21 protein-coding genes and 1 tRNA gene are annotated in these 21,407 nt (G+C 56.7%); 14 read left to right on the forward strand and 8 right to left on the reverse strand.

The features are described from left to right. The first annotated feature begins 27 nt into the window (after positions 1 to 27). The 3 genes from Q0932_RS15090 to Q0932_RS15100 all read left to right on the forward strand — a co-directional run bounded on the left by Q0932_RS15090 (position 28) and on the right by Q0932_RS15100 (position 4,222). A complete protein-coding gene (locus Q0932_RS15090) occupies positions 28 to 1,092 on the forward strand; it encodes a DUF1214 domain-containing protein (protein WP_299354863.1) in 1,065 nt (354 codons plus the stop codon). 13 nt (positions 1,093 to 1,105) lie between these two features. Next, positions 1,106 to 3,010, forward strand: coding sequence for a DUF3604 domain-containing protein (locus tag Q0932_RS15095; RefSeq protein WP_299354865.1), 1,905 nt, complete (start codon positions 1,106 to 1,108; stop codon positions 3,008 to 3,010). Between the two features lie 204 nt (positions 3,011 to 3,214). Next, the gene (locus tag Q0932_RS15100; protein WP_299354867.1) at positions 3,215 to 4,222 is read left to right on the forward strand and encodes a DUF1254 domain-containing protein; all 1,008 of its coding nucleotides are present in this window, start codon (positions 3,215 to 3,217) and stop codon (positions 4,220 to 4,222) included. Between the two features lie 104 nt (positions 4,223 to 4,326). Here Q0932_RS15100 and Q0932_RS15105 read toward each other — a convergent pair. Next, positions 4,327 to 4,403, reverse strand: a tRNA-Met gene (locus Q0932_RS15105). 86 nt (positions 4,404 to 4,489) lie between these two features. Further along, positions 4,490 to 5,401 (reverse strand): LysR family transcriptional regulator, encoded by a 912-nt coding sequence (locus Q0932_RS15110; protein WP_366141419.1) that lies wholly within the window; start codon positions 5,399 to 5,401, stop codon positions 4,490 to 4,492. A gap of 87 nt (positions 5,402 to 5,488) precedes the next feature. Between Q0932_RS15110 and Q0932_RS15115 the strand changes: the two genes are divergently transcribed. The 6 genes from Q0932_RS15115 to Q0932_RS15140 are packed head-to-tail and all read left to right on the forward strand — an operon-like array spanning position 5,489 to position 10,674. After that, positions 5,489 to 6,676: a lipid-transfer protein gene (locus tag Q0932_RS15115; protein ID WP_299354870.1), complete on the forward strand. Its 1,188-nt coding sequence runs from the start codon at positions 5,489 to 5,491 to the stop codon at positions 6,674 to 6,676. 1 nt (position 6,677) lies between these two features. Next, complete coding sequence (locus Q0932_RS15120) at positions 6,678 to 7,160, forward strand: MaoC family dehydratase N-terminal domain-containing protein (protein WP_299354871.1); 483 nt, start codon at positions 6,678 to 6,680, stop codon at positions 7,158 to 7,160. Beyond that, positions 7,157 to 7,573: a MaoC family dehydratase gene (locus tag Q0932_RS15125; RefSeq protein ID WP_299354873.1), complete on the forward strand. Its 417-nt coding sequence runs from the start codon at positions 7,157 to 7,159 to the stop codon at positions 7,571 to 7,573. The genes Q0932_RS15120 and Q0932_RS15125 overlap by 4 nt, the downstream gene beginning before the upstream one ends. Before the next feature lie 18 nt (positions 7,574 to 7,591). Beyond that, positions 7,592 to 8,740: an acyl-CoA dehydrogenase family protein gene (locus tag Q0932_RS15130; protein WP_299354874.1), complete on the forward strand. Its 1,149-nt coding sequence runs from the start codon at positions 7,592 to 7,594 to the stop codon at positions 8,738 to 8,740. A 13-nt stretch (positions 8,741 to 8,753) separates the two neighbouring features. Beyond that, positions 8,754 to 9,581, forward strand: coding sequence for an SDR family NAD(P)-dependent oxidoreductase (locus Q0932_RS15135; protein WP_299354876.1), 828 nt, complete (start codon positions 8,754 to 8,756; stop codon positions 9,579 to 9,581). A 10-nt stretch (positions 9,582 to 9,591) separates the two neighbouring features. Continuing rightward, positions 9,592 to 10,674: a CaiB/BaiF CoA-transferase family protein gene (locus Q0932_RS15140; protein WP_299354878.1), complete on the forward strand. Its 1,083-nt coding sequence runs from the start codon at positions 9,592 to 9,594 to the stop codon at positions 10,672 to 10,674. Between the two features lie 2 nt (positions 10,675 to 10,676). Here Q0932_RS15140 and Q0932_RS15145 read toward each other — a convergent pair whose 3' ends face one another. Further along, entirely contained in the window at positions 10,677 to 11,891 is a 1,215-nt protein-coding gene (locus tag Q0932_RS15145) for a bifunctional alpha/beta hydrolase/OsmC family protein (protein ID WP_299354880.1), read from the reverse strand. Positions 11,892 to 12,055: 164 nt separating this feature from the next. Next, positions 12,056 to 13,090: a uroporphyrinogen decarboxylase gene (gene hemE / locus Q0932_RS15150; protein WP_299354881.1), complete on the reverse strand. Its 1,035-nt coding sequence runs from the start codon at positions 13,088 to 13,090 to the stop codon at positions 12,056 to 12,058. Between the two features lie 206 nt (positions 13,091 to 13,296). Between hemE and hemC the strand changes: the two genes are divergently transcribed. The 3 genes from hemC to Q0932_RS15165 all read left to right on the forward strand — a co-directional run bounded on the left by hemC (position 13,297) and on the right by Q0932_RS15165 (position 15,805). Beyond that, positions 13,297 to 14,256, forward strand: coding sequence for a hydroxymethylbilane synthase (gene hemC / locus Q0932_RS15155; protein WP_299354883.1), 960 nt, complete (start codon positions 13,297 to 13,299; stop codon positions 14,254 to 14,256). Between the two features lie 137 nt (positions 14,257 to 14,393). Continuing rightward, positions 14,394 to 15,089 (forward strand): hypothetical protein, encoded by a 696-nt coding sequence (locus Q0932_RS15160; RefSeq protein WP_299354885.1) that lies wholly within the window; start codon positions 14,394 to 14,396, stop codon positions 15,087 to 15,089. A 218-nt stretch (positions 15,090 to 15,307) separates the two neighbouring features. Next, complete coding sequence (locus Q0932_RS15165) at positions 15,308 to 15,805, forward strand: hypothetical protein (RefSeq protein WP_299354887.1); 498 nt, start codon at positions 15,308 to 15,310, stop codon at positions 15,803 to 15,805. 51 nt (positions 15,806 to 15,856) lie between these two features. Here the strand turns inward: Q0932_RS15165 and hemF are convergent, their stop codons facing one another. The 4 genes from hemF to clpS all read right to left on the reverse strand — a co-directional run bounded on the left by hemF (position 15,857) and on the right by clpS (position 19,007). Beyond that, entirely contained in the window at positions 15,857 to 16,750 is an 894-nt protein-coding gene (gene hemF / locus Q0932_RS15170; RefSeq protein WP_299354889.1) for an oxygen-dependent coproporphyrinogen oxidase, read from the reverse strand. Positions 16,751 to 16,821: 71 nt separating this feature from the next. Further along, positions 16,822 to 17,622, reverse strand: coding sequence for an SDR family oxidoreductase (locus Q0932_RS15175; protein ID WP_299354891.1), 801 nt, complete (start codon positions 17,620 to 17,622; stop codon positions 16,822 to 16,824). 51 nt (positions 17,623 to 17,673) lie between these two features. Continuing rightward, positions 17,674 to 18,657 carry a methyltransferase gene (locus Q0932_RS15180; protein ID WP_299354893.1) on the reverse strand — a complete coding sequence of 328 codons (984 nt, stop codon included), beginning with the start codon at positions 18,655 to 18,657 and terminating at the stop codon, positions 17,674 to 17,676. A 32-nt stretch (positions 18,658 to 18,689) separates the two neighbouring features. Beyond that, complete coding sequence (clpS, locus tag Q0932_RS15185; RefSeq protein ID WP_299355325.1) at positions 18,690 to 19,007, reverse strand: ATP-dependent Clp protease adapter ClpS; 318 nt, start codon at positions 19,005 to 19,007, stop codon at positions 18,690 to 18,692. A gap of 117 nt (positions 19,008 to 19,124) precedes the next feature. On the opposite strand from clpS, the gene Q0932_RS15190 reads away from it, so the two are divergent. Both Q0932_RS15190 and Q0932_RS15195 read left to right on the forward strand, forming a co-directional pair. Continuing rightward, positions 19,125 to 19,826 carry an HAD family hydrolase gene (locus tag Q0932_RS15190; RefSeq protein ID WP_299354896.1) on the forward strand — a complete coding sequence of 234 codons (702 nt, stop codon included), beginning with the start codon at positions 19,125 to 19,127 and terminating at the stop codon, positions 19,824 to 19,826. Between the two features lie 205 nt (positions 19,827 to 20,031). Beyond that, the gene (locus Q0932_RS15195) at positions 20,032 to 21,396 is read left to right on the forward strand and encodes a D-alanyl-D-alanine carboxypeptidase family protein (protein WP_299354899.1); all 1,365 of its coding nucleotides are present in this window, start codon (positions 20,032 to 20,034) and stop codon (positions 21,394 to 21,396) included. Positions 21,397 to 21,407: the final 11 nt, after the last annotated feature.

The following is a 21,407-nucleotide window of genomic DNA, read 5'->3' on the forward strand; positions in this document are numbered from 1 at the left end:
CCCAAACTTTAACAAAGGACATTTGGAATGACTTTTTTTGAGGGCAAGATTTGGAAACTGTCCGTTCTGGCAGCCCTGTTAGGGTCTGCAGCCACCGCACAAAACTTTGATGCAACACTCGACTCGATGGCCGAGGCAAAAGAAGTGCCTGTCAACCTCGACAATTTCATCCGGGCCGCGACGGATATCGAGTTGGAAAAATATGTCTCGCTTGCCGGGGGCGTGAACAAGTTCTTTCATTTTCTGGAACCCACTGACGTCAACCTGCAACCGACGATCCGGATGAATCGCGATACGCTCTACAGCTCTGCGGTTATTGACATCAGCCAAGGCGCCACACTGACGCTGCCAGATGTCGGAGATCGCTACATGACTGCCATGATCGTCAATCAGGATCATTTCATCAACGAAGTGTTCTATGGCGGGGGCACCTTCACACTGGACATGGAGACCTTTGACTCACCCTACGTTGTTGCTTTCATCCGAATCCTGGTTGACGCCTCGGATGCCGAAGATGTGGCCGAGGTGAACGCGATCCAAAAGCAGATGCAGATTGAGGCCCCTGCAAACGCCCCGTTCCTTGCTCCGGTCTATGATGAAGAGAGTTTTGTGGGTTTGCTCCAGACCATTCTGGCCTTTGCACCCTTTTTGCCGGACAGTCGACGGATGTTTGGCCCCAAAGATGAGGTCGACGGCGTGCGCCATCTTATCGGAACCGCAGGTGGCTGGGGTGGCCTGCCGGAAGACGAAGCCCTCTACCTTGGCATTGAACCGGGCCTCCCGGTTGGCGCGTACAAGATCGAGGTTCCCGCCGAGGTTCCAGTCGAGGCCTTCTGGTCGGTTAGCGCCTATAACGCGGCCGGTTTCTTTGAGCCAAACGAGGCCGGTGTCTACAACATCAATTCGGTCAGCGGAGCGTCGAACGAAGACGGCAGTATGACCGTTCACTTCGGCAGCTGCGAGGATGGTCGCATCAACTGTATGCCTATTGTGGACGGGTGGAATTACACCGTGCGTCTTTACCGGCCGGGAGCCGAGATCCTTGACGGAAGTTGGAGTTTTCCAGAAGTCCAACCTGTTGGAAACAAGTAAGAAAGGAAAGAACATGCACAAGTCGCTTGCATTCTTAGCGACTGGCGCAGCGATCCTATGTGCCAACACCTCGCTGGCACAGACTTACGTAGGCGATGTTGCCATAAAAGAAGACAATGTAACGCTCGCGCAAAAGCACTACTCACCTTATCTTGATCAGTCCTTCCCGAACCGCGTGTTCTTTGGCGACACGCACCTGCACACGTCTTATTCGACCGACGCAGGCATGATCGGCAACGCCCTTGATCCAGACGCGGCGTTCCGCTTTGCGCGCGGCGAGAAAGTGCGCGCCTCGGCCGGCGATTATGCGCAGCTGGTTCGACCGCTGGATTTCCTTGTGGTGGCAGACCATGCCGAGAACCTTGGCCTCGCACCGATGATCGCCGAGTCGACCCCGCAGTTGCTTGCAAACCCATGGGGCAGACAGATCCATGATCTGGTAAAGGCCGGAGATCCCTTCGCCGCCTATGTTCAATGGGGTGAGGCGATGATGTCGGTACAAGACCCCATCGCAGATGACGATCTGACGCGAACCATCTGGAGCCGGATTGTCAATTTCGCAGAGAACCACAACGAGCCCGGTGTGTTCACGGCGCTGCACGGTTTTGAGTGGACGTCCTCGCCAGACGGGAACAACCTGTACCGCATCGTGATGTTCCGCGACGACGCCGACCGGGTCGAGGGGCTTGTTCCCTTCTCGGGCTACGACAGCAGCGACCCCGAGGATCTCTGGGCCTGGATGCAAGCCTATGAGGACGACACCGGTGGAAGTGTCATGGCCTTTCCACACAACGGCAACCTGTCAAACGGTCTGATGTTCGATGATGTGCGGATGAATGGAGAACCCATTGACGTCGACTACGCCGAGCGTCGGATGCGCTGGGAACCTCTCTATGAGGTCACACAGGTCAAAGGCGACGGTGAAACGCATCCTATGTTCAGCCCCAATGATGAATTCGCCGAATACTATCGATGGGATCGCGGCAATTTCGGCACAGAGCTGAAGACTCCAGAGATGTTACCGCGAGAATATGCACGTCAGGCACTGGCACGCGGTCTGGCCTACGAGCAAGAGATCGGCGCCAACCTGTTCAAATTCGGGATGATCGGGGCCACTGACAGCCACACCTCACTCGCGACGCCACGCGAGGACAACTATTTTGGCAAGGCCTCCCCGGGCGAGCCCGGTACTGGCGCGGAGCGTTACGAAGAATTCATCGTTCAGCCCGACTTTTTGGGTGAAGATGTTGCGATCCGTCACTACGAAACTCTCGCCTCTGGCCTTGCAGCTGCATGGGCTCGCGAAAACACGCGCGAAGCGATCTGGGACGCGTTTCAACGCAAAGAGGTTTATGCCACGACAGGACCGCGTATGACCCTGCGGGTCTTTGCTGGCTGGGACTTTGAGGCTGACGAGGTCCACCGCCCGGACTTTGCCAGTGAGGGTTATGCCCGTGGCGTTCCAATGGGGGCCGACCTTTTCGCCGGACCCGAAGGCGCGGCACCAACCTTTATGGTGCGTGCCCTACGCGACCCGGATGGCGCCAATCTTGACCGTATTCAGATCGTCAAAGGCTGGGTTAGCGCTGAAGGAGAACCACTGACCAAAGTGTTCGACGTAGCTTGGTCGGGTGACCGAGAGATGGATGCCGGCGGCAACCTGCCACCGGTGGGCAGCACGGTTGAGGGTGCGAACTTCACGAACACCATCGGATCGGCTGCTCTTGGCGGCCACTGGGTAGACCCTGGTTTCGATCCAACTCAGCGAGCTTACTACTACGTTCGCGTTTTAGAAATCCCGACGCCTTCATGGCTGGCCTATGACCAAGCCTTCTATGGCGACATCGAACTGCCTGAGGATGCCGTGATGGTGCAGCAGGAACGCGCATATACTTCACCGATCTGGTATGGCCCATAAGACAATCAGGATTGACCCGAACGAAGTTTGGCGGACACCACCATACACATCTGATCGCAGCGTGGCCGTTCGTCCGAACTCTCAACCGATCATGGAAGGTTAGACTTGTATGATCTGCATTACCCTCACTCAGGCGCCCTATTTGGAGGGCGCCTTGTCGACGCCCGATGCAAAACCTTTGAATTGAAAATCAGGACCTTGATCATGAAAAAGCTACTTCTGACAACCGCTCTCTTACTGCCTTCTTTGGGTTTCGCCGAGGATACGGTTGATGTGACCATCACAGACCTCGTGCGCGCAGAAACCGATCACATGATCCGCCTTAGTATGGAGACCACGGGCATCAATGTCGGTGAGTTCGTGCACCTGCGCGAACCCACGACCCCGGAGAACCAGACAGTCATTCGGTCAAATCAGGACACACTCTACAGCAGCGTCGTGCTGGACCTCTCAAGTCCTGTGCAGATAACCCTGCCCGAAATCGATGGCCGCTATATGTCGATGCATGTCATCAGCCAGGATCACTTTATGACGGTTCATTCAACACCGGGCACGTATGAGCTGACCGAAGACAGCGTCGGCACCCGCTTTGGGTTTATCATTGTCCGCACCTTTGCGGATGTCACGAGCCCCGATGACGTTGCGGCAAGTCACGCGGCGCAGGACGCAATTGAGATCACCGGCGGCGGTGAGGGGCCGTTCGAGGCGCCCAATTGGGATACGGAACAACTCGCCAAAGCGCGTCAATCGGTCAATGATCTGGCCTTGCTGGGCTTTGACGTGACGCAAGCCTTTGGCACAAAAGAGAACACTAATCCCGTTGATTACTTGATCGGTGCGCTCGCCGGATGGGGTGGGCTGCCTGCTTCCTCAGCCATCTATCTGCTCGGGGCCGTTGAGCAGAATGACGGGGTCGCGCCGCATTCCGTCACGGTCAAGGATGTGCCGGTTCGGGCATTTTGGTCAGTAACGGTCTACAACGACGAGGGCTTTTTGGAAGCCAACGAATTGGGTGTGAACAGCTACAATGACTACACCGCGACAGCATCCGAGGACGGCTCAGTGACAATCCACTTTGGGGGGTGTGAAGACGGTCGTGTGAATTGCCTTCCGATCACGCCGGGTTGGAACCATGCGATCCGCCTTTATGAACCTGACGATGCGATCCTGCACGGTGACTGGGAATTCCCCCCGATCGAACCTGTTGAATGATGCTTGTTTGAGAAGCGCTCTCTGACGACTTGGGCATCGCTTCTCAGCACACACGCGTGATCCGGCGAAGACCGCCTGTGCAATTCGGATGAAAAGGGGGGAAGTGGTGGCGGTACAGGGACTTGAACCCCGGACACGCGGATTATGATTCCGCTGCTCTAACCAACTGAGCTATACCGCCTTAAGTGGGACGCGATTTATTGGAGTCGCGGCGCGGGGTCAAGACAGAATCGTCGAAATATTGACCCTGTATAAGAAATCATTCCGTTAGCTCGGTCCGGTCGGTGGGTGGCGCTTCAAGGATGCTCGTAGCCAACCCATCGCACGAGATGGCTGAGCCTCGCTGCGGTAGATCAGCGCCATCGGTAAGGGCTCTCCCATGTCAAACTCCAGAACCTCGAACCGACTCCGGAAAGCCTGGCTTTTGACATAGGCCTCCGTCACGGTTCCCACGGCATCCGAACGTTCGATAATGCCCGATGCCATCGGAAAGTTTTCGAGCACATGCAAACCGCGCGTTGGATCGCCATCTAGGAACGATAAGATCCGGCGAATAGGCGTCACATGCGGCCCCGAAAGGTCCGGTGTGATGATGGGATAACCGGCCACATCGGCGGCCGTCAGCTTGCGCCCCGACAACGGATGACCTTTGCGCGCAAACAAATGTGCATGCAGTGGCGGCAGGGACTCGCTGACGAAACCAGCATGCGCTGCACCCGGCCCTTCGGACGCGATCAACGTGTCCAGGTCGCCTTGTCGCAGAAGTTGCATTCCCCCCTCAAAGGGCACCCCACGCAATTGCACGCGCACCTCTGCGTGGCTTAGGACCAGATCGCGGATCGCTCGATTCATCAATCCCTCAAGCGATGGCGGCGAAATGCCGATCCGTAGAACACGATCCCGGCTATCCCGCCCGGTCCTCGCATCATCCACTAGCTGATCCATGTCGGACAGAATCCGCGCTGCCCGGTCAACAAAATCCCGCCCGGCAACTGTTGCGACAACCCCGCGTGCGCGTCGGTCGAACAAGGCAAAGCCAAGGTCCGCCTCTACATCCGCGACAGCCTTGGTTACCGCCGACTGTGTCACGTGCATGGACTTCGCCGCCGCCGAAATTGACCCGACCCGATCAACAGCCACTACATATTTAAGTTTGCTGAAGTTCAAAGCATTCCCCAACAGAATATCTTAGGACATTTTTGAATTTGAATTATGCCTCTCGTCAACCCCATACTCTTCGAAACCATAGGATTCGGGAGAGAAAGCATGTCCGAGGGAAATGTCATTGTCGCTGGCGTCGGCATGATCAAGTTCGCCAAACCCGGCGCATCTGACAGCTATGACCAGATGGGAGCCGCCGCCATTCGGGGCGCATTGGCCGACGCGGGTCTGAGTTATGACGACATCCAGCAGGCCTACGCAGGCTATGTTTATGGCGATTCAACCTGTGGTCAAAAGGCGCTGTATCACGTTGGTATGACCGGCATTCCCGTAATCAACGTGAACAACAATTGTTCAACGGGGTCGACAGCCCTGTTCCTTGCGCGCCAGGCGATCGAGCATGGCGTGGCCGATTGTGTGCTGGCCGTTGGGTTTGAACAAATGCAGCCCGGCGCTCTAACCAGCCATTGGACCGACCGCCCGACGCCGTTTGATGATTTTGACTCTGAGACAGATGCGTTGGTTGGTAATTCGCAAGTTCCCCTCGCGCTGCGCTACTTTGGGGGCGCCGGCAAAAGCCACATGGAAAAGCACGGCACTGAACTGCGCGATTTCGCCAAGATCCGGGCCAAGGCCTCGCGGCATGCCGTCAACAATCCGCTGGCGCTGTTGAACAAGGAACTGACCGAAGACGATGTGATGAATGCCCCCACCATGTGGGAGGGGGTCATGACGCGCCTGATGGCCTGCCCGCCCACTTGCGGCGGCGCAGCGGCGATCCTATGCTCTGAGAGCTTTGCGCGAAAGCACAACATTCCAACCACCGTAACGATCAAGGCGCAGGCCATGACCACGGACTTTGCATCAACTTTTGACGCGCATGATATGATACAGGTCGTGGGCTATGACATGACTGCGGATGCTGCCAAACAGGTTCAGGAAGCCTCGGGCATCGGTATCGAAGACGTGGATGTAGTCGAGTTGCATGATTGCTTCGCCCAGAATGAGCTCATTACCTATGAGGGGCTGGGCCTGTGTCCCGAAGGCGGCGCACAACAGTTCATTGCGGATGGCGACAATACCTATGGTGGGAGATTTGTGACCAACCCGTCCGGGGGGTTGTTGTCCAAGGGACATCCGCTGGGCGCGACCGGCTTGGCGCAGTGCTATGAATTGACCCATCAGTTGCGTGGCACGGCCGACGCCCGTCAGGTTGATGGCGCCAAAACCGCGCTGCAACACAATCTCGGGCTGGGCGGCGCGTGTGTTGTGACTCTCTATCAGGCCGCTTGAGATGGGTATTTTCAACCGATCCAGCGCGGGCTATGAGGCCGCGCCTGTCGAAGTTCAGGTAGAGCGTGGCGCGATCACGTTCTTTGCAGAAACTGTTGGCGAAACCAACCCGATTCACAGCGACGTGGCCGCCGCCCGTGCAGCCGGACATCCGGATGTGGTGGCGCCCTCTACCTACCCGGTCGTGTTGGAAATGGCGGCGTCGAAAGAGACAGAGCGCAAAGGTCAACAAGAGGTTTTGAACCTGATCGGGGCCGACATGCGCTATCTGTTGCACGGCACCGAAAGCTATAGCTACCAGGGTTTGATTTTTGCCGGTGACACCATCGATATCATCAGCCGGGTTAAAGGGTTCTCAGACGCCAAAGGCGGCACCCTGGAAATTGCCCATCTGGAACTTGAGATACGTCATGCCAGCCGAGGAACCTTGGCCATTGCACAGCGTGATCTGATCCATCGTTTGCCAAAAGAGGCCGCCGCATGAGCAACGCACCACAATCTGCGCAGGTTGGCGACACGCTGCCGTTATTGGAGTTCGGTCCAATCACAAGGACCACATTGGCGCTCTATGCGGGTTCGTCCGGGGATCACAATCCCATTCATATCGACCTGGACTTTGCCAAACGCGCTGGAATGGACGACGTTTTTGCGCACGGCATGCTGTCGATGGCACAGCTTGGCCGGGTTGTAACGGATTGGGCCGGCATTGAACGCCTCAGGGGTTTGTCCAGCCGATTTACGGCGATCACCCCGGTTGGAGCGACGGTGACTTGCACTGGGCGCGTGGCTGAGCGTTTAGACCAGGATGGCGAACCGATGTTGCGTATCGCCCTGACCGCGACCATCGATGACGGAACTCAGACATTGCGCGGCGAGGCCCTGATCTCAGCTGCCTGATCCGAAAGGAACAACGACATGCCAAATCACCTATGGATGCAGGAAGAACACCACGCCTTTGGCGATTCGGTGCGCCGATTTTTTGACGAAGAGTTTCAACCACACCGCGATCAGTGGAAAGGCGATGGCTATATTCCCAAGGAATTTTGGCAAAAGTCAGCAGATATTGGCATTCTCGGCGCCACAATTCCCGAAGCTTATGGCGGCTTGGGCTTGTCGCGCCATTTCGACGCCGTAACCTATCTGGAACAGGCAAAAATAGGCGATTCTGGCTGGGGTTTTTCAGTCCACAATATTGCCACCCACTACATTACGGGCTTTGGCACCGAACAGCAGAAAGAGAAGTGGCTACCAAAGCTGGCCAGCGGAGAGATGGTGGCGGCTATTGCCATGACCGAACCCGGCACCGGGTCAGACCTGCAAGCGGTGAAGACCACGGCGATCAAAGACGGCAATGAGTATCTGATTAACGGTTCGAAAACCTTTATCACCAATGGTGGCAGCGCGGATCTCATCGTTCTGGTCGCTAAAACCGACCCCACCTCGCGCTCCAAAGGCGTGTCTTTGATTATGATTGAAACCGAGGAGCTTGAAGGGTTCTCGGTGGGCCGCAAGCTCGACAAGATGGGGATGCGGCGCAACGACACTGCGGAACTAAGTTTTCAGGACGTACGTGTGCCGCAAACCAACCTCTTGGGCGATGAAGAGGGTCAGGGATTTTATCAGTTGATGAAACAGCTGCCTTGGGAGCGTTTGATCCTGGGGTATTCGGCCCTGGGTGCCGCGCAAAGCGCGCTTGAGACGACCCTGGCTTATGTGAAAGAGCGCAAGGCTTTTGGTCAACGGATCATGGATTTTCAGAACAGCCGCTTCAAGCTGGCCGAAGCCGCGACCAAGATCGAATTGCTGGCCGCTTTTCTTGACCAGTGTCTGGCGGAACTGGACCGAAATGAGCTGACCGCAGAAAAAGCCGCAATGGCGAAATGGTGGGGAACCCAGATGCAGTGCGACATCATCGATGAATGCCTGCAACTGCATGGGGGTTACGGCTACATGAACGAGTACCTGATCTCAGAGCTCTACACGGATGCGCGGGTGCAAAAGATTTATGGCGGCACCAATGAGATCATGAAGGAACTTATCGCGCGGTCTTTGGACGCCGATTGAAAGGAACGAGAAAATGGGAAAACTTGACGGAAAGACCGCCTATGTCACCGGTGCGGGTAACGGCATCGGACGCGCAGTTGCACTGAAACTGGCATCGGATGGCGCACACGTTGTGGTCAACGATCTTGAGGTTGATCCCGCCGTCGCTGTGGTGAACGAGATCAAGGCTGCTGGCGGCAACGCCGTGGCCGTTCCTGGTAGCGTGACCGAAAAGGGATTCGCAGAGCGCTTTATCGGCACCGGGATCGAGACCTTTGGCGGTGTCGACATTATCGTCAACAACGCGGGTTACACATGGGACAGCATGATTGGGCACATGACCGACGACATGTTCGACGCGATGATGGATGTGCACGTAAAAGCCCCCTTTCAGATCCTGCGCGCTGCGTCGGGGTTCATCAAGGGTGCTGCCAAACAAGAGGCCGAGGAAGGTCGTGAGGTCTTTCGCAAAGTGGTAAATATCTCCTCCGTGGCAGGTCTTGGCGGCAATGTTGGACAGGCGAACTATTCCTCGGCCAAGGCCGCCGTGGTGGGTCTGACCAAGACCTTGGCCAAGGAGTGGGGCCGTTCCAAAGTGTGCGTGAACTGCGTGGCATTCGGCTATATCGAGACTCGCCTGACCGAGGCGACAGATGAAAAGAAAACCATCACCGTGGACGGCAATCAGGTCGGCATAGGCATTCCAACCAAGGTTGCGGGCGACTTTGCAGCGATGGTGCCGATGGGTCGCGGTGGTACGCCGGAAGAGGCCGCAGGCGGTGTCTACATGTTCTGCATTCCGGAATCGAACTATGTGTCCGGTCAGGTTCTGACAGTCGGTGGTGGGTTCAATCTCGGGTAAGGAGCAGTCAATGTTGAACGGCATTCGCGTTATCGAGATTGAAGGCCTTGGGCCGGGACCCTTTGCCGCCATGTTGCTGGCGGATCTCGGCGCGGATGTCATCACCATTCACCGCAAGGGCAACGGTGGGCAAGTCACGGTGGATGGCAGCGTTCTGGACCGGGGCAAGCGGTCCATTGCGCTGGACCTGAAAGACGCCGAAGACCTTGAAACGGCAAAGCAATTGATCGCCACTGCAGATGCATTAATCGAGGGATTTCGCCCTGGAGTGATGGAGCGGTTGGGACTTGGCCCTGAAGTGTGCCACGCCGCCAATCCTGCGCTTGTCTTTGGGCGTATGACGGGGTGGGGCCAAACGGGTCCGCGCGCCGAAACAGCCGGACATGATCTCAACTATATCGCCACATCCGGCGCTCTGTTTTATGCGTCGGAGCCGGGAACGCCGCCGATCACGCCCGCCACACTGGTTGGGGACATTGGCGGTGGTGCACTCTATCTCGTGGTGGGTATTCTTTCGGGCATCCTGAATGCCAAAGCGAGCGGCAAGGGCACAGTTGTGGATGCGGCGATCGTCGATGGGTCAGCTCATATGATGGCCCTGTTGATGGCGATCCGACAAACCGGAATGCTGTCGATGGAACGCGGCCGCAGCCTTTTGGATGGCCCGCATTGGAGCCGCAGCTATCTGTGTGCTGACGGGGGACATGTCTCTGTTCAATGCCTTGAGCCGCAATTCTATGCGATCTTCATTGAGACTCTCGGGCTTTCAGATGACGCCGAGTTCCAAAAACAACATGACGCGACGCTGTGGCCCAAGCTGACTGCGCGGCTTGAGGACCTGTTTCTGTCTGAGACACGCGCCCATTGGGAGATGCTGTTTGATGGCTCAGATGCCTGTGTCGCGCCGGTTCTGTCACCGGTTGAGGCCAGTCACGCGCCGCATATGCAGTCCCGGGATGTTTGGCAATCACCGGACGGGGTGCTGCAACCCGCGCCCGCGCCGCGGTTTGATGGCCGCGCCGCGCCGCTAAAACCCGCGTGCAAACGCGGCGAGCACACCGCCGAGATCTTGGCTGAGCTGCAATCGCGCTAGCGTCACGGCTCCAGTCGAGTCACCACCTTGGAGCTGTGTTCCATCGTGCGATGGACCGGGCATTTGTCAGCAATTTCCAATAGTCGCGCGCGTTGCGTTTCGTCCAATGCCCCCTCTAATCGGATGATCCGCTGAAACTCGTCAATCCGATCCCGGTTGCCGGTTTCGGAATCCTGTGCGTGGACCTTGTTGTGGCTAATGTCCACACTGACCGCAGTCAGAGGCCATCCCTTGCGACGGGCATACATGCGGATCGTCATTGAGGTGCAGGCCCCCAGCCCTGCGGAAACCAACCCATAGGGCGTCAGGCCCTTGTTGGTCCCGCCATAGGCCACAGGTTCGTCAGCAAAGATATGATGGGCCGGGCCAGATTGGACATCTTGCAGAAACCCGCGCGGGTCGGCCTCGGTCACGCGCACGATGCCCTCAGGCGCGCCGGGCGGCGGCGCAGGTGGCGACAGGTCAACGTAGCGTGACAACCACGCTGCGATGACGTCAGCCGCATATTCCGCATCTTCGGCGCGGGAAATCAGGTGATCGGCATCATCCAATGTCACGAAACTCTTGGGGTGCTTCGCCGCAAGAAAGATGTCGCTGGCGTTTTTAATGCCAACAATATCATCCATCGGCGCGTGCAGCACCAGAAGCGCCGCGTTCAGTGAAGCGATCGCCGAGGTCAATTTACCTTTGGACACGTCCTCGACAAACGCCCGTGAAATGTTGAAGGGGCGCCCGCCAAGCTGCACTTCGGCCATACCATCTCGAAGAATATCAGGTATCGCCTCGGCAAAGTTGTGGGTCACGTGCTCGGGGTCAAACGGCGCGCCGAGCGTCACCACGGCCTTGATGCCACCAATCTGCGCGGCGGCTTTCAGGACTGCGGCACCTCCAAGAGAATGACCAATCAACAAGCTGGGCGGCATGCCACGGTCGCGCAAATAGATGGCGGCGGCCTCGAGGTCCTGAACATTCGAGGAAAACGACGTGTTGGCAAATTCTCCGTCAGAATGTCCAAGCCCGGTGAAATCAAACCGCAACACGGCGATCCCCATACTGGCCAACCGACCTGCAATGCGCCGAGCCGCCGGGATGTCCTTGGAGCAAGTGAAGCAATGGGCAAACAGCGCCGTGGCCAAAACCGGCCCCTCGGGCAGGTCCAGCCGCGCGGCCAGTTGTTCGCCGCTGTGGCCGCGGAATGAGATGCGTTCAATAGACATTTGGCAGACTCCGATAGGGTTTACTGAGGGTGGTCAGCCGAACGGCAAAAGCCAAGCCCCTTGAAACCCCGATCACGCGGAGGTGACGACGCGCGAGGCCAAGGGCGCAACAAAAAAGGCGCGACCAGATGGTCGCACCTTTCGTAAGGTTTTGCTTTGGTGGGTTATGCGCCGCGCACCGTGTCGATCATCAGTTGCACGTTCTCAGGATCAGCATCCGGCGTGATGCCGTGACCGAGATTGAAGATGTGCGGCCCTTTGCCCAGTGCCTCGACGATATGGCGGGTTTCATCAACCAATGCCTGACCGCCGGTCACCATATGCGAAGACTTGAGGTTGCCCTGAACGCAGCTGTCTTTCTGGACATGGGCTGCTGCCCACTCGGGCGTCACACCATCATCCAGCGCCACACAATCTGCGCCCGTCGCCTTAGCAAAGCCCACATATCGTTCACCGGCTCCACGTGGGAAGGCGATGATCGGCACGCCCGGATGTTTCGCTTTCAGTGCCGCGATGATCTTTTTCGCAGGCTCCAGCGCGTATTTGTCGAAATCTGCCCCTTTCAACGAGCCGGCCCAGCTGTCGAATAGCTTAACCGTTTCGGCACCGGCTTCGATCTGTTTAGACAGGTAGTCGATCGTGCCGTCTGTCAGCAGGTCAATCACCTGATCGAACAGAGCTGGGTTTTCATCTTTTAGCGCATGCGCGGGCCCCTGATCCGGAGTTCCCCGGCCCGCAATCATATAGGTCGCCACAGTCCACGGCGCACCCGCGAAGCCAATCAGCGTCGTTTCGTCAGGCAGTTCCCGCGACAGGATGCGCACAGTCTCATAAACCGGGTTGAGGGTGTCGTGGATGGCATCTTTGCCTTTGAGTTTGTCAAAGTCAGCTTGCGACTGGATCGTCGACAGGCGAGGACCCTCGCCGGTAACGAACCAAAGGTCGGCGCCCAGTGCCTGTGGCAGCAACAGGATGTCGGCGAACAGGATCGATGCATCAAACCCGTAGCGTCGGATCGGTTGCAGGGTCACCTCTGCCGCCAGTTCGCTGTTATAGCACAGTGATAGGAAATCACCGGCCTGGGCGCGGGTGGCACGGTACTCGGGAAGATAGCGACCGGCTTGGCGCATCATCCAGATCGGGGGCGTGTCCAGCGTCTCGCCCGCCAGTGCCCGCATCATTTTCTTGGTCTCTGTCATGCTCAACCTCTTAGCTTTGGCCAATTCCTTCAGCGTTGACATGTGTCAAGGAAAGCGCGCGTCAAATCGGGCCAAGTCCCCCGGAAGAAACGCGGCCCCTTGCAGGATCAGAACAGGCCACTTGCCCGTGTCAGTCACGTGCCAGTGGCCGGATGTCAACCCTTCTGCGCTTGTCAGGCCAAGAAGTCAGGATTACACCCGAACCCATGACAAAACCTCTGCCCTCCCCCGATTCACCCCTTCGCATTGGTACACGTGGCTCGCCACTGGCGCTCGCCCAAGCTTATGAAACACGCCGCCGCCTGAGTGAAGCTTTTAATCTCCCGGAAGAGGCGTTCGAGATTGTCGTCATCAAGACCACCGGGGACGATGCGTCATTGATCGCCAAAGATCGCCCGCTGAAAGAGATCGGCAACAAAGGTCTGTTCACCAAAGAGATTGAGGATGACCTGTTGTCTGGTGCCATCGACATTGCAGTGCATTCCATGAAGGATATGCCGACTCTGCAGCCGCAGGGCCTGTTGTTGGACACCTATCTGCCGCGCGAAGACACGCGCGACGCTTTTGTGTCACCGGATGTCAAAACTCTGGCAGACCTGCCCGAAGGGGCTGTAGTGGGAACATCGTCCCTCAGACGCCGCGCGCAGCTATTGAACTATCGCTCAGACCTGAAGGTGGTTGAGTTCCGCGGGAATGTTCAAACGCGCCTCAAGAAACTCAATGACAAGGTTGCGGACTGCACCTTCCTTGCAATGGCTGGCCTCAATCGGCTCGGCATGAGTGACGTGGCTTCTTCTGCCATTGAGCCCGAAGACATGTTGCCAGCCGTCGCACAGGGCGCCATTGGGATTGAGCGCCGTGCAGACGACACGCGCACTGCGGACATGTTGGCAGCCCTGCACCACCACGAGACCGGTCAACGACTGTCTGCCGAGCGCGCCTTTTTGGCCGCGTTGGACGGATCTTGTGAAACTCCAATTGCCGCGCTGTCAGAATTGAATGGTGGCACCATCCGTTTGCGCGGCGAGGTGTTGCGTCCTGATGGTTCTGAAAGCGCTGCCGAAGATCGCACCGCGCCCGTCGAAGATGCTGTAAAGCTGGGGCAAGACATGGCCCAAAGCCTGTTGGACAAAGCTGGCACAGGCTTTTTTGAGTGGCGCAGCTGACAATTTGACTAAAAATCCAGACGTGCCCCGACTGGGGCGCGATCTTGCCTAAATTCCTCCACAAACGTTACCTAGGTCGTTGATCGGACGCCGCCCATTTGGCGTCGATGTTTTGTTTGTGTGCATGAGGTTTTGCTATGGCAACCTGGTTACATTTGGGGTCGGCCGCTGACGTGGATCCGACTGAAGGCAGCTACCTGAGTGAGAATGCTGCCAATTTGCTGGGAAGCTATTCCCATTCATTGCTGTCCAACGTTGAAGCATTTGGAAACGACGCCAATGGCGATGGTCTCATTTCGGAAAATGACCTTGGCACCAATGGCGATACAATCACGATCGATGGCGTGACAACCTCACTCGACAGTATCCAAGCCTATTCCGTCACCATCACGCGCGGTGACGGCACCACGTACAACACAACGATTGGCGTCGCACAAATGACCGACGGCAACCTTTATGTGCTTCCATCGTCTGAAACTGATCTGGATTTTATCAACATTCAGACCATCACCCTCACCGCGGTGGTACAAGACACTGGGCCAATCGAGTATTTTCATTTCCTTCTCCCGCACCATGAAATTGTCTTTGCCGAGTCCGCCCCTGCGGAAAGCATGTATCTGGGCCATCAGGCATTGGACACTGTGGGCGACGATGCCCGCGACGAGATTTTCCTACTGTTTCCGGAACTTGAAGAAAAAGTGTTTGCGCAAAGGGGCGCACGGTTGTTTGCTCCAAGCAAGTCGGCTCCTGGCACAAGGTTGCGTAACATGCTTGAAAAAGTCCGCAGAAACAACCGCCGACTTGTCGAGGGAACGTCAGTCACCCTCGCGTAGACAGGACAGTTTTGTCCTGTTCTACTGTTACCGCACCGCGCAGGGCATCCGCCCAGCGCGGCAAATTCTCACAAAATGGCGAAAAATACGCCCTCATTCCGCCATTTTTGGCTGCAACCCTAGTGATAGGAATAATGTCGTGAGGGATAGACATGAATATTGCTGTGGCTCAAAAAACAGCAGATCGCAGAGTTCCTTTTTCCCAGAATGGGAAAAAGATGTCTGAGATGTTTTCGGTGCGTGAGCGGGATGATTACTTTCGCCACACATCGCGCAATGAAGCGGTCATTCGTTTTGTTGGCTTGGTAATCTTGCTGGGAGCCTTTGTTCAATGGCTTACACCCGACGCCAATTTCGCTGGCGACCCGCATGTCACCAAAGTGGGGATGTCGATCGCGTTCTCAATGGTTGGATTGGCGCTCTACACCTATACAATGCGCGGTCACCGCATCGAAATCCGGTTTGACCCATCCAAGCACGTCCTGAGCGTCGCAAAACTGGATCAGCGGGATCGCACGCGGTCGATCCGCAACATTCCTCTGCGCAACATTAAAAGCATCTACGTTCTGAGGGCCGAAGTGGCAGGCGCACCTTCAAAAATGCGCATCAAACTGTATGATAATCCTACGGAGCAGACCGTTCTGCGTGGATCATATGATGAGGTCGAGCTTGCTCATCGCCAACTTTGTCGCAGCATTAAACTGGCCCAAGCGTAAGTCAGCCAAAAGTGTTTTTGAGATTGGGCGGGTTTCCCCGCCCATTTCTTTTTAGACCCACTTGGCCATTGGCGGCAGACTCATCAGGACCGCGTTGGCATCGTGACCGGTTTCGAGACCAAACTTGGTGCCGCGATCATAAACAAGATTGTACTCGGCATAGAGACCTCGATGAACAAGTTGCGCATCCTTGTCAGCCTCTGAGAAATCCGTTCCGCGCCGGTTCTCTACCAGTGGTACAAATGCCGGCAAAAAGGCGCGACCGACGTCTTGAATAAAAGCAAAGTCCGGCTCCCAGGCACCGCTGTTGTAATCATCCAGAAAGATACCCCCGACGCCGCGGGCACGATTGCGGTGCGGGACATAAAAGTACTCATCCGCCCACTCTTTGAAGCGTGGGTAGTGAGCCGCATCATGACGGTCGCAATGCTCTTTTTGAACCGCATGAAAATGCGCCGTGTCTTCCTCATATTCCAAGCACGGGTTCAGGTCGGACCCACCCCCAAACCACCAGGCGTGTGGTGTCCAAAACATCCGCGTGTTCATGTGAACGGCCGGGCAGTGCGGGTTTCGCATGTGCGCGACCAAAGAAATGCCTGACGCCCAAAATCGCGGGTCATCTTTCATGCCAGGAATACCCTTACGGGCTGCCATGGCCGCCTGAGCGCGATCGCCAAGCTCTCCGAACACTGTGGAAATATTGACGCCAACTTTCTCAAATACACGGCCGCCACGCATCACGGACATCAGGCCCCCACCTGCGTCCGATCCATCAGCACTTGCGCGTTTGGTTTCAGTGACCTCGAAACGTCCTAGCTGCATGTCTGCAAAAGGGCCAGAGGTGTGGCTGTCTTCTAGAGCTTCAAATGCCGCAACGATCTCGTTGCGCAAATCCCGGAACCACTTCGAGGCCCGTTCCTTTTCAGATTGCATTTGTTCGCTCATTGCACCCTCCCTGAATTGGCTGGACTTGCCTAGCAGGGCCGCCGCGCGCGCGCCAGAGACATATCGTCCGTCTAGTGTGCGGGCGCAGACACCGGGTCAAGGAGAGTTCGACCACCGTCCAACGTCAGAACCTGCCCAGTCATGAAACCAGACCCTTCCGACGCAAGGTACTGCACAGCATCCGCCAGTTCTCCCGCAGCGGCGATGCGCCCCATCGGCGTCTTGGCCTCAATTTGCGCGCGGTAGTCGTCGTTGTCTTTCAGCACATCCTGCAGGCTGGCGGACATCACAGAACCAAAGGCCACGGCATTCACTCGGATGCGATGCGGTGCCAAGGCCACAGCCAAAGACCGCGTCATCTGATCCACTGCAGCCGTGGAAATAGAGAATGCCATCAGGTCAGGGTGGGTCCGGCGCGATGCAATGGATGAAAGGTTCACGATAGAGCCAACCTGCCCCTCTTCCTGTCCCTCAGCCTGTTTGATCATGCGTTTGGCAACATATTGCGACAGACGCAGCGCAGTCATGAGGTTTTGGTTCATCATGGTCTCAACCGCGCGATCCTCTGGGTCGAGAACGTCTGAACGGATCACCTGCCTGCAACCGTTGACCAGAATGTCGACGTTTTCAAAGGCATCAATTGTAGCGGACAGTAGGTTGGCGATAGACAAGCGCTCGCGCAGATCGCCTGCGAAGTACCGCACATTAGCATCGTCACGGTTTTCGCCCAATTCGTCGATCAAACGGCTTTCGTCAATATCAGCGAACATGACATTGGCACCATGGTCCGCGAAGTGGCGCGCCACAGCCCGGCCGATACCGTTTGCGGCGCCGGTCACGATTGCGGTTTTTCCTGCGATCGAAAATGACATGGATTGTCTCCAGTGATTCTAGCCGCGTTTCCTGCGGCAGGTTACGCGGTCTTAACGCCTAGCGCGAGCAGGCCGAGTGGCGTGTAGAATTTTGAACCGATTGTCGCCGGCGACTTCTTCCACTTTGGCAAACTGCGCCGAGAGGGTGGTCTCGTAGGGCAAGTGTCGGTTGGCCACCATCCAGAGCTGGCCTGTCGGCGCCAACATGCGCGATGCTGCCGTGATAAAGGCCGCACCCAATGATGGGTCTGCCGTACGTCCGGTATGAAAAGGCGGGTTCATCACCACGGTGTCCATGCGTGCGCGCGGTTCCCATGTTGTGACGTCAGCCCAAAAAAATCGGGCGCGTTCATCCGTGACGTTTTGTTTGGCACAGTCCAGCGCAGTGTGATCCGCCTCGATCAAATACAGGGTCTCGACTGTCGGCCGCTTGAGAATATCAACCGAAAGATACCCCCACCCGGCCCCGAGGTCGGAAACATTGCGTCCAAGGTTTTCGGGCAGAGCGTTAACCAATGCGCGCGACGCAGGGTCGATACCATCGGCTGAGAACACACCGGCACGGGTCACAAGCCCGTCTTCGATCTTTGTCACATCCGGCGCCTGCCAGTCAGCAAAGTCGCCTCCGCGAAACCAGAACAGCTTACCATGCGCCTTGGAGACGGTTCCTGAGAGATCCGCTTTCTTGCGGCAATCTTTTATCAAGCTTTCCGCGCCTTCGGTTTTCTGGCCGTCCACAATCACGAGGTCTGCACAAGCCACGGCACGTGCAATCAAATCGCGGGCCTGGGCTTTGGCCCGTGGCAAACAGACGATGGCAGCAGAATAGTCACCTTCTTCTTCAACCACGCATTTGAACCCACTTCGGGCAAATGCTGTGTGATCGGGAAAGAGCGGCTGGACAACATCACATCTGTCTTTGGGCAAGGCAGACAGATCATAGCCGATGCGCGGTGCGAAAACCGCAAACCGACCCTCGTCAGGCAATTCGAGGCCGTGCTCTTGGACGGCCAGTGTAAGGCGGGAAACAGACATAAATGATGTAATGGCATCTCAGGGCTGAGACGTCATTCCTTTTCCATCGTGCATTGCAGGGGATGCTGGTGACGCCGGGCAAAATCCATCACCTGCGTCACCTTGGTTTCGGCGATTTCGTGACTGAACACACCCACAACGGCAACGCCCTTTTTGTGAACTGTCAGCATAATCTCAAAAGACTGCGCATGGGTCAGGCCAAAAAACCGCTCGAGAATGTGCACGACAAACTCCATCGGTGTGTAGTCGTCGTTCAGCAACAGCACCTTGTAGAGCGGCGGACGTTTCGTTCGCGCACGGGTCTGAACCGCGATTCCGACATCGCTGTCATCGTCATCTCCGACGGACATATGGAAGGGGTGGTGGCTCATGTACAATCAATGCGTTCCGGATTTCGTCTTGGGAGGTTTATATAACCTGTCCTGAGCGTTAGAAAAGAGCCTCGGGCGACATTATCGAGGCGTGGAATGGTAAAATCCCTCACAACAATCGGTTTCGATGCGGACGACACGCTCTGGCACAACGAGCGGTTCTTTCGCATCACGCAAGAACGCTTTGCCGAGTTGTTAGCAGATTTTGTGCCGCAAGATCATCTGGAAGAACGTCTGCTTGAAGCCGAAAAACGTAATGTTGGTCACTATGGCTTCGGCATCAAGGGCTTTGTCCTGTCGATGATTGAAACAGCCATCGAGGTCACAGAAGAGCGGGTGCCAGCAGCGGTCATCGCGGAGTTAATGCAGGCGGGACGCGAGATGTTGCGTCACCCGATTGAATTGCTGCCGCATGTCCGGGAAACAGTCGAAGCACTTTCGAACAGCCATCACCTGATCCTCATCACCAAGGGAGATCTGTTGGACCAGGAACGCAAGCTGGCGCAATCTGGCCTGGGCGAGATGTTCGACTGGGTTGAAATCGTCTCGCACAAAACGCCTGAGGTCTATGCAACGACGTTTGAGCGTCATGGAGATGGGGCCGCGCGGGCCATGATGGTCGGTAACTCCATGCGCTCGGATGTCGTGCCAGCCATCGATGCTGGCAGTTGGGGAGTCTATGTTCCTCATGGTCTGGTCTGGGAGTTGGAAAAAGCCGAGAAACCAGAAGACCATTCACGTTACGTGGAAATTCAAGCCCTTGATGCCCTGCCCGATCTCGTCAAAGTGATCGGGTGATCAACGGTTTTCTGCAAGCACAAAGCTCAGTTTAGTGTCTGCTGGACTCACGGCATCTACATGTTGGTTGTCGTTGCAGCCACGCCCGTCAAGTCTGCTGAATTCTTAGACTTTATTCGTGTCCCACTCTGTGCTAGCGTAGAACCAACAAAATGATCCGACCGGGAAAACTCGGCGGGCTTGAGGCAGAAAAGGCAGTATCCACGTGAAGGTTCGGCATCCCAAGCCGGCCCGACTTGGGCTTTATGTTCTGGCAGCTATCTGGCTGTTGGTCATCGTCCCATTGTCGGCAGCCGCAGCGCCCTATGCGGCGATGGTCGTGGACGCAAGGTCCGGCGAAGTTTTGCACTCGCGCAATGCCGATACGCGTCTTCATCCAGCCTCATTGACCAAAATGATGACGCTCTACATCGCCTTTGAGGCGGTGAAGAACGGCGAGATATCGTTGGATACCAAGGTGCGCATCTCAAAGAACGCAGCTGCTGAACCGCCTTCGAAACTGGGGCTCGCGTCCGGGCAACGCATTAAACTTCGGTATTTGATCCGCGCAGCCGCTGTAAAGTCAGCCAATGACGCGGCAACCGCGATTGGTGAGGCAATCTCGGGCTCGGAAGCGGCGTTCGCGCGGCGCATGAACCGGACTGCGCGGGCGTTGGGCATGACAAACACGACGTTCAAGAACGCGCATGGTCTGACCGAATCCGGGCATTTGTCGACCGCGCGTGACATGACCACGTTGGGTCGTCACATGCTCTACGACTATCCCGAGTATTATAACCTTTTCTCACGTCGCTCGACCGATGCGGGCATCAAGACAGTCTCTAACACCAACCGACGTCTTCTGGACGCCTACCGCGGTGCCGACGGCATCAAGACCGGCTATACCCGTGCTGCGGGGTTCAACCTTGTGGCGTCAGCCGAACGCGGCAATGAACGCGTGATCGCAACCGTATTTGGTGGACGTTCGACCGCTTCGCGCAACGCCAAAGTTGCGGAACTTCTTGACCTTGGGTTCCGTCGCGCGCCAAGCCGTGTCGCGGTCAGCAAACCTAAGGCGCCCGACTATACCGGCGCAGGTGCTTCGGGCAAAACAATCCGTGTCAGCGGCGCAGTTAAGACAAGTCTGCGGCCACGGCTCCGGCCACGCTCAATGGAGCCAGCGTCGCAACCTGTCGTGATCGCTGCAGCCGCGGTCATTGAGACCGACATTCAGAACGCTTTGGTTCAGGCCCAGGTCACGCGAACAGAGCAAAGTGACACCAGCATTGATTTGACCCAACCCAGCCCAAAACCCGAGACGCCTCAAGTGGTGACACGAGTTTCGACCTCTGGCGGACGTCACTGGGGGATCAATGTCGGCCAGTACAACAGTCGATATGCAGCTGAGAAAGTTCTGCTGAAAACCGCACTGGCAGAGATGTCCACATTGGACGGGTCCCTGCGCAAAGTGGTGAAAAGCTCTCGCGGATTTGAGGCCAACTTTGTCGGATTGTCCCAGGAAACGGCTGATCTTGCATGTCGCAGGCTAAAAGCACGACAGATTGCCTGTCAGACGATCGGTCCATCCTGACGGTTGCACAC

Origin of the sequence: uncultured Shimia sp. (assembly GCF_947498095.1) — a bacterium.
In the GTDB taxonomy this organism is placed as follows: Bacteria; Pseudomonadota; Alphaproteobacteria; order Rhodobacterales; family Rhodobacteraceae; genus Shimia.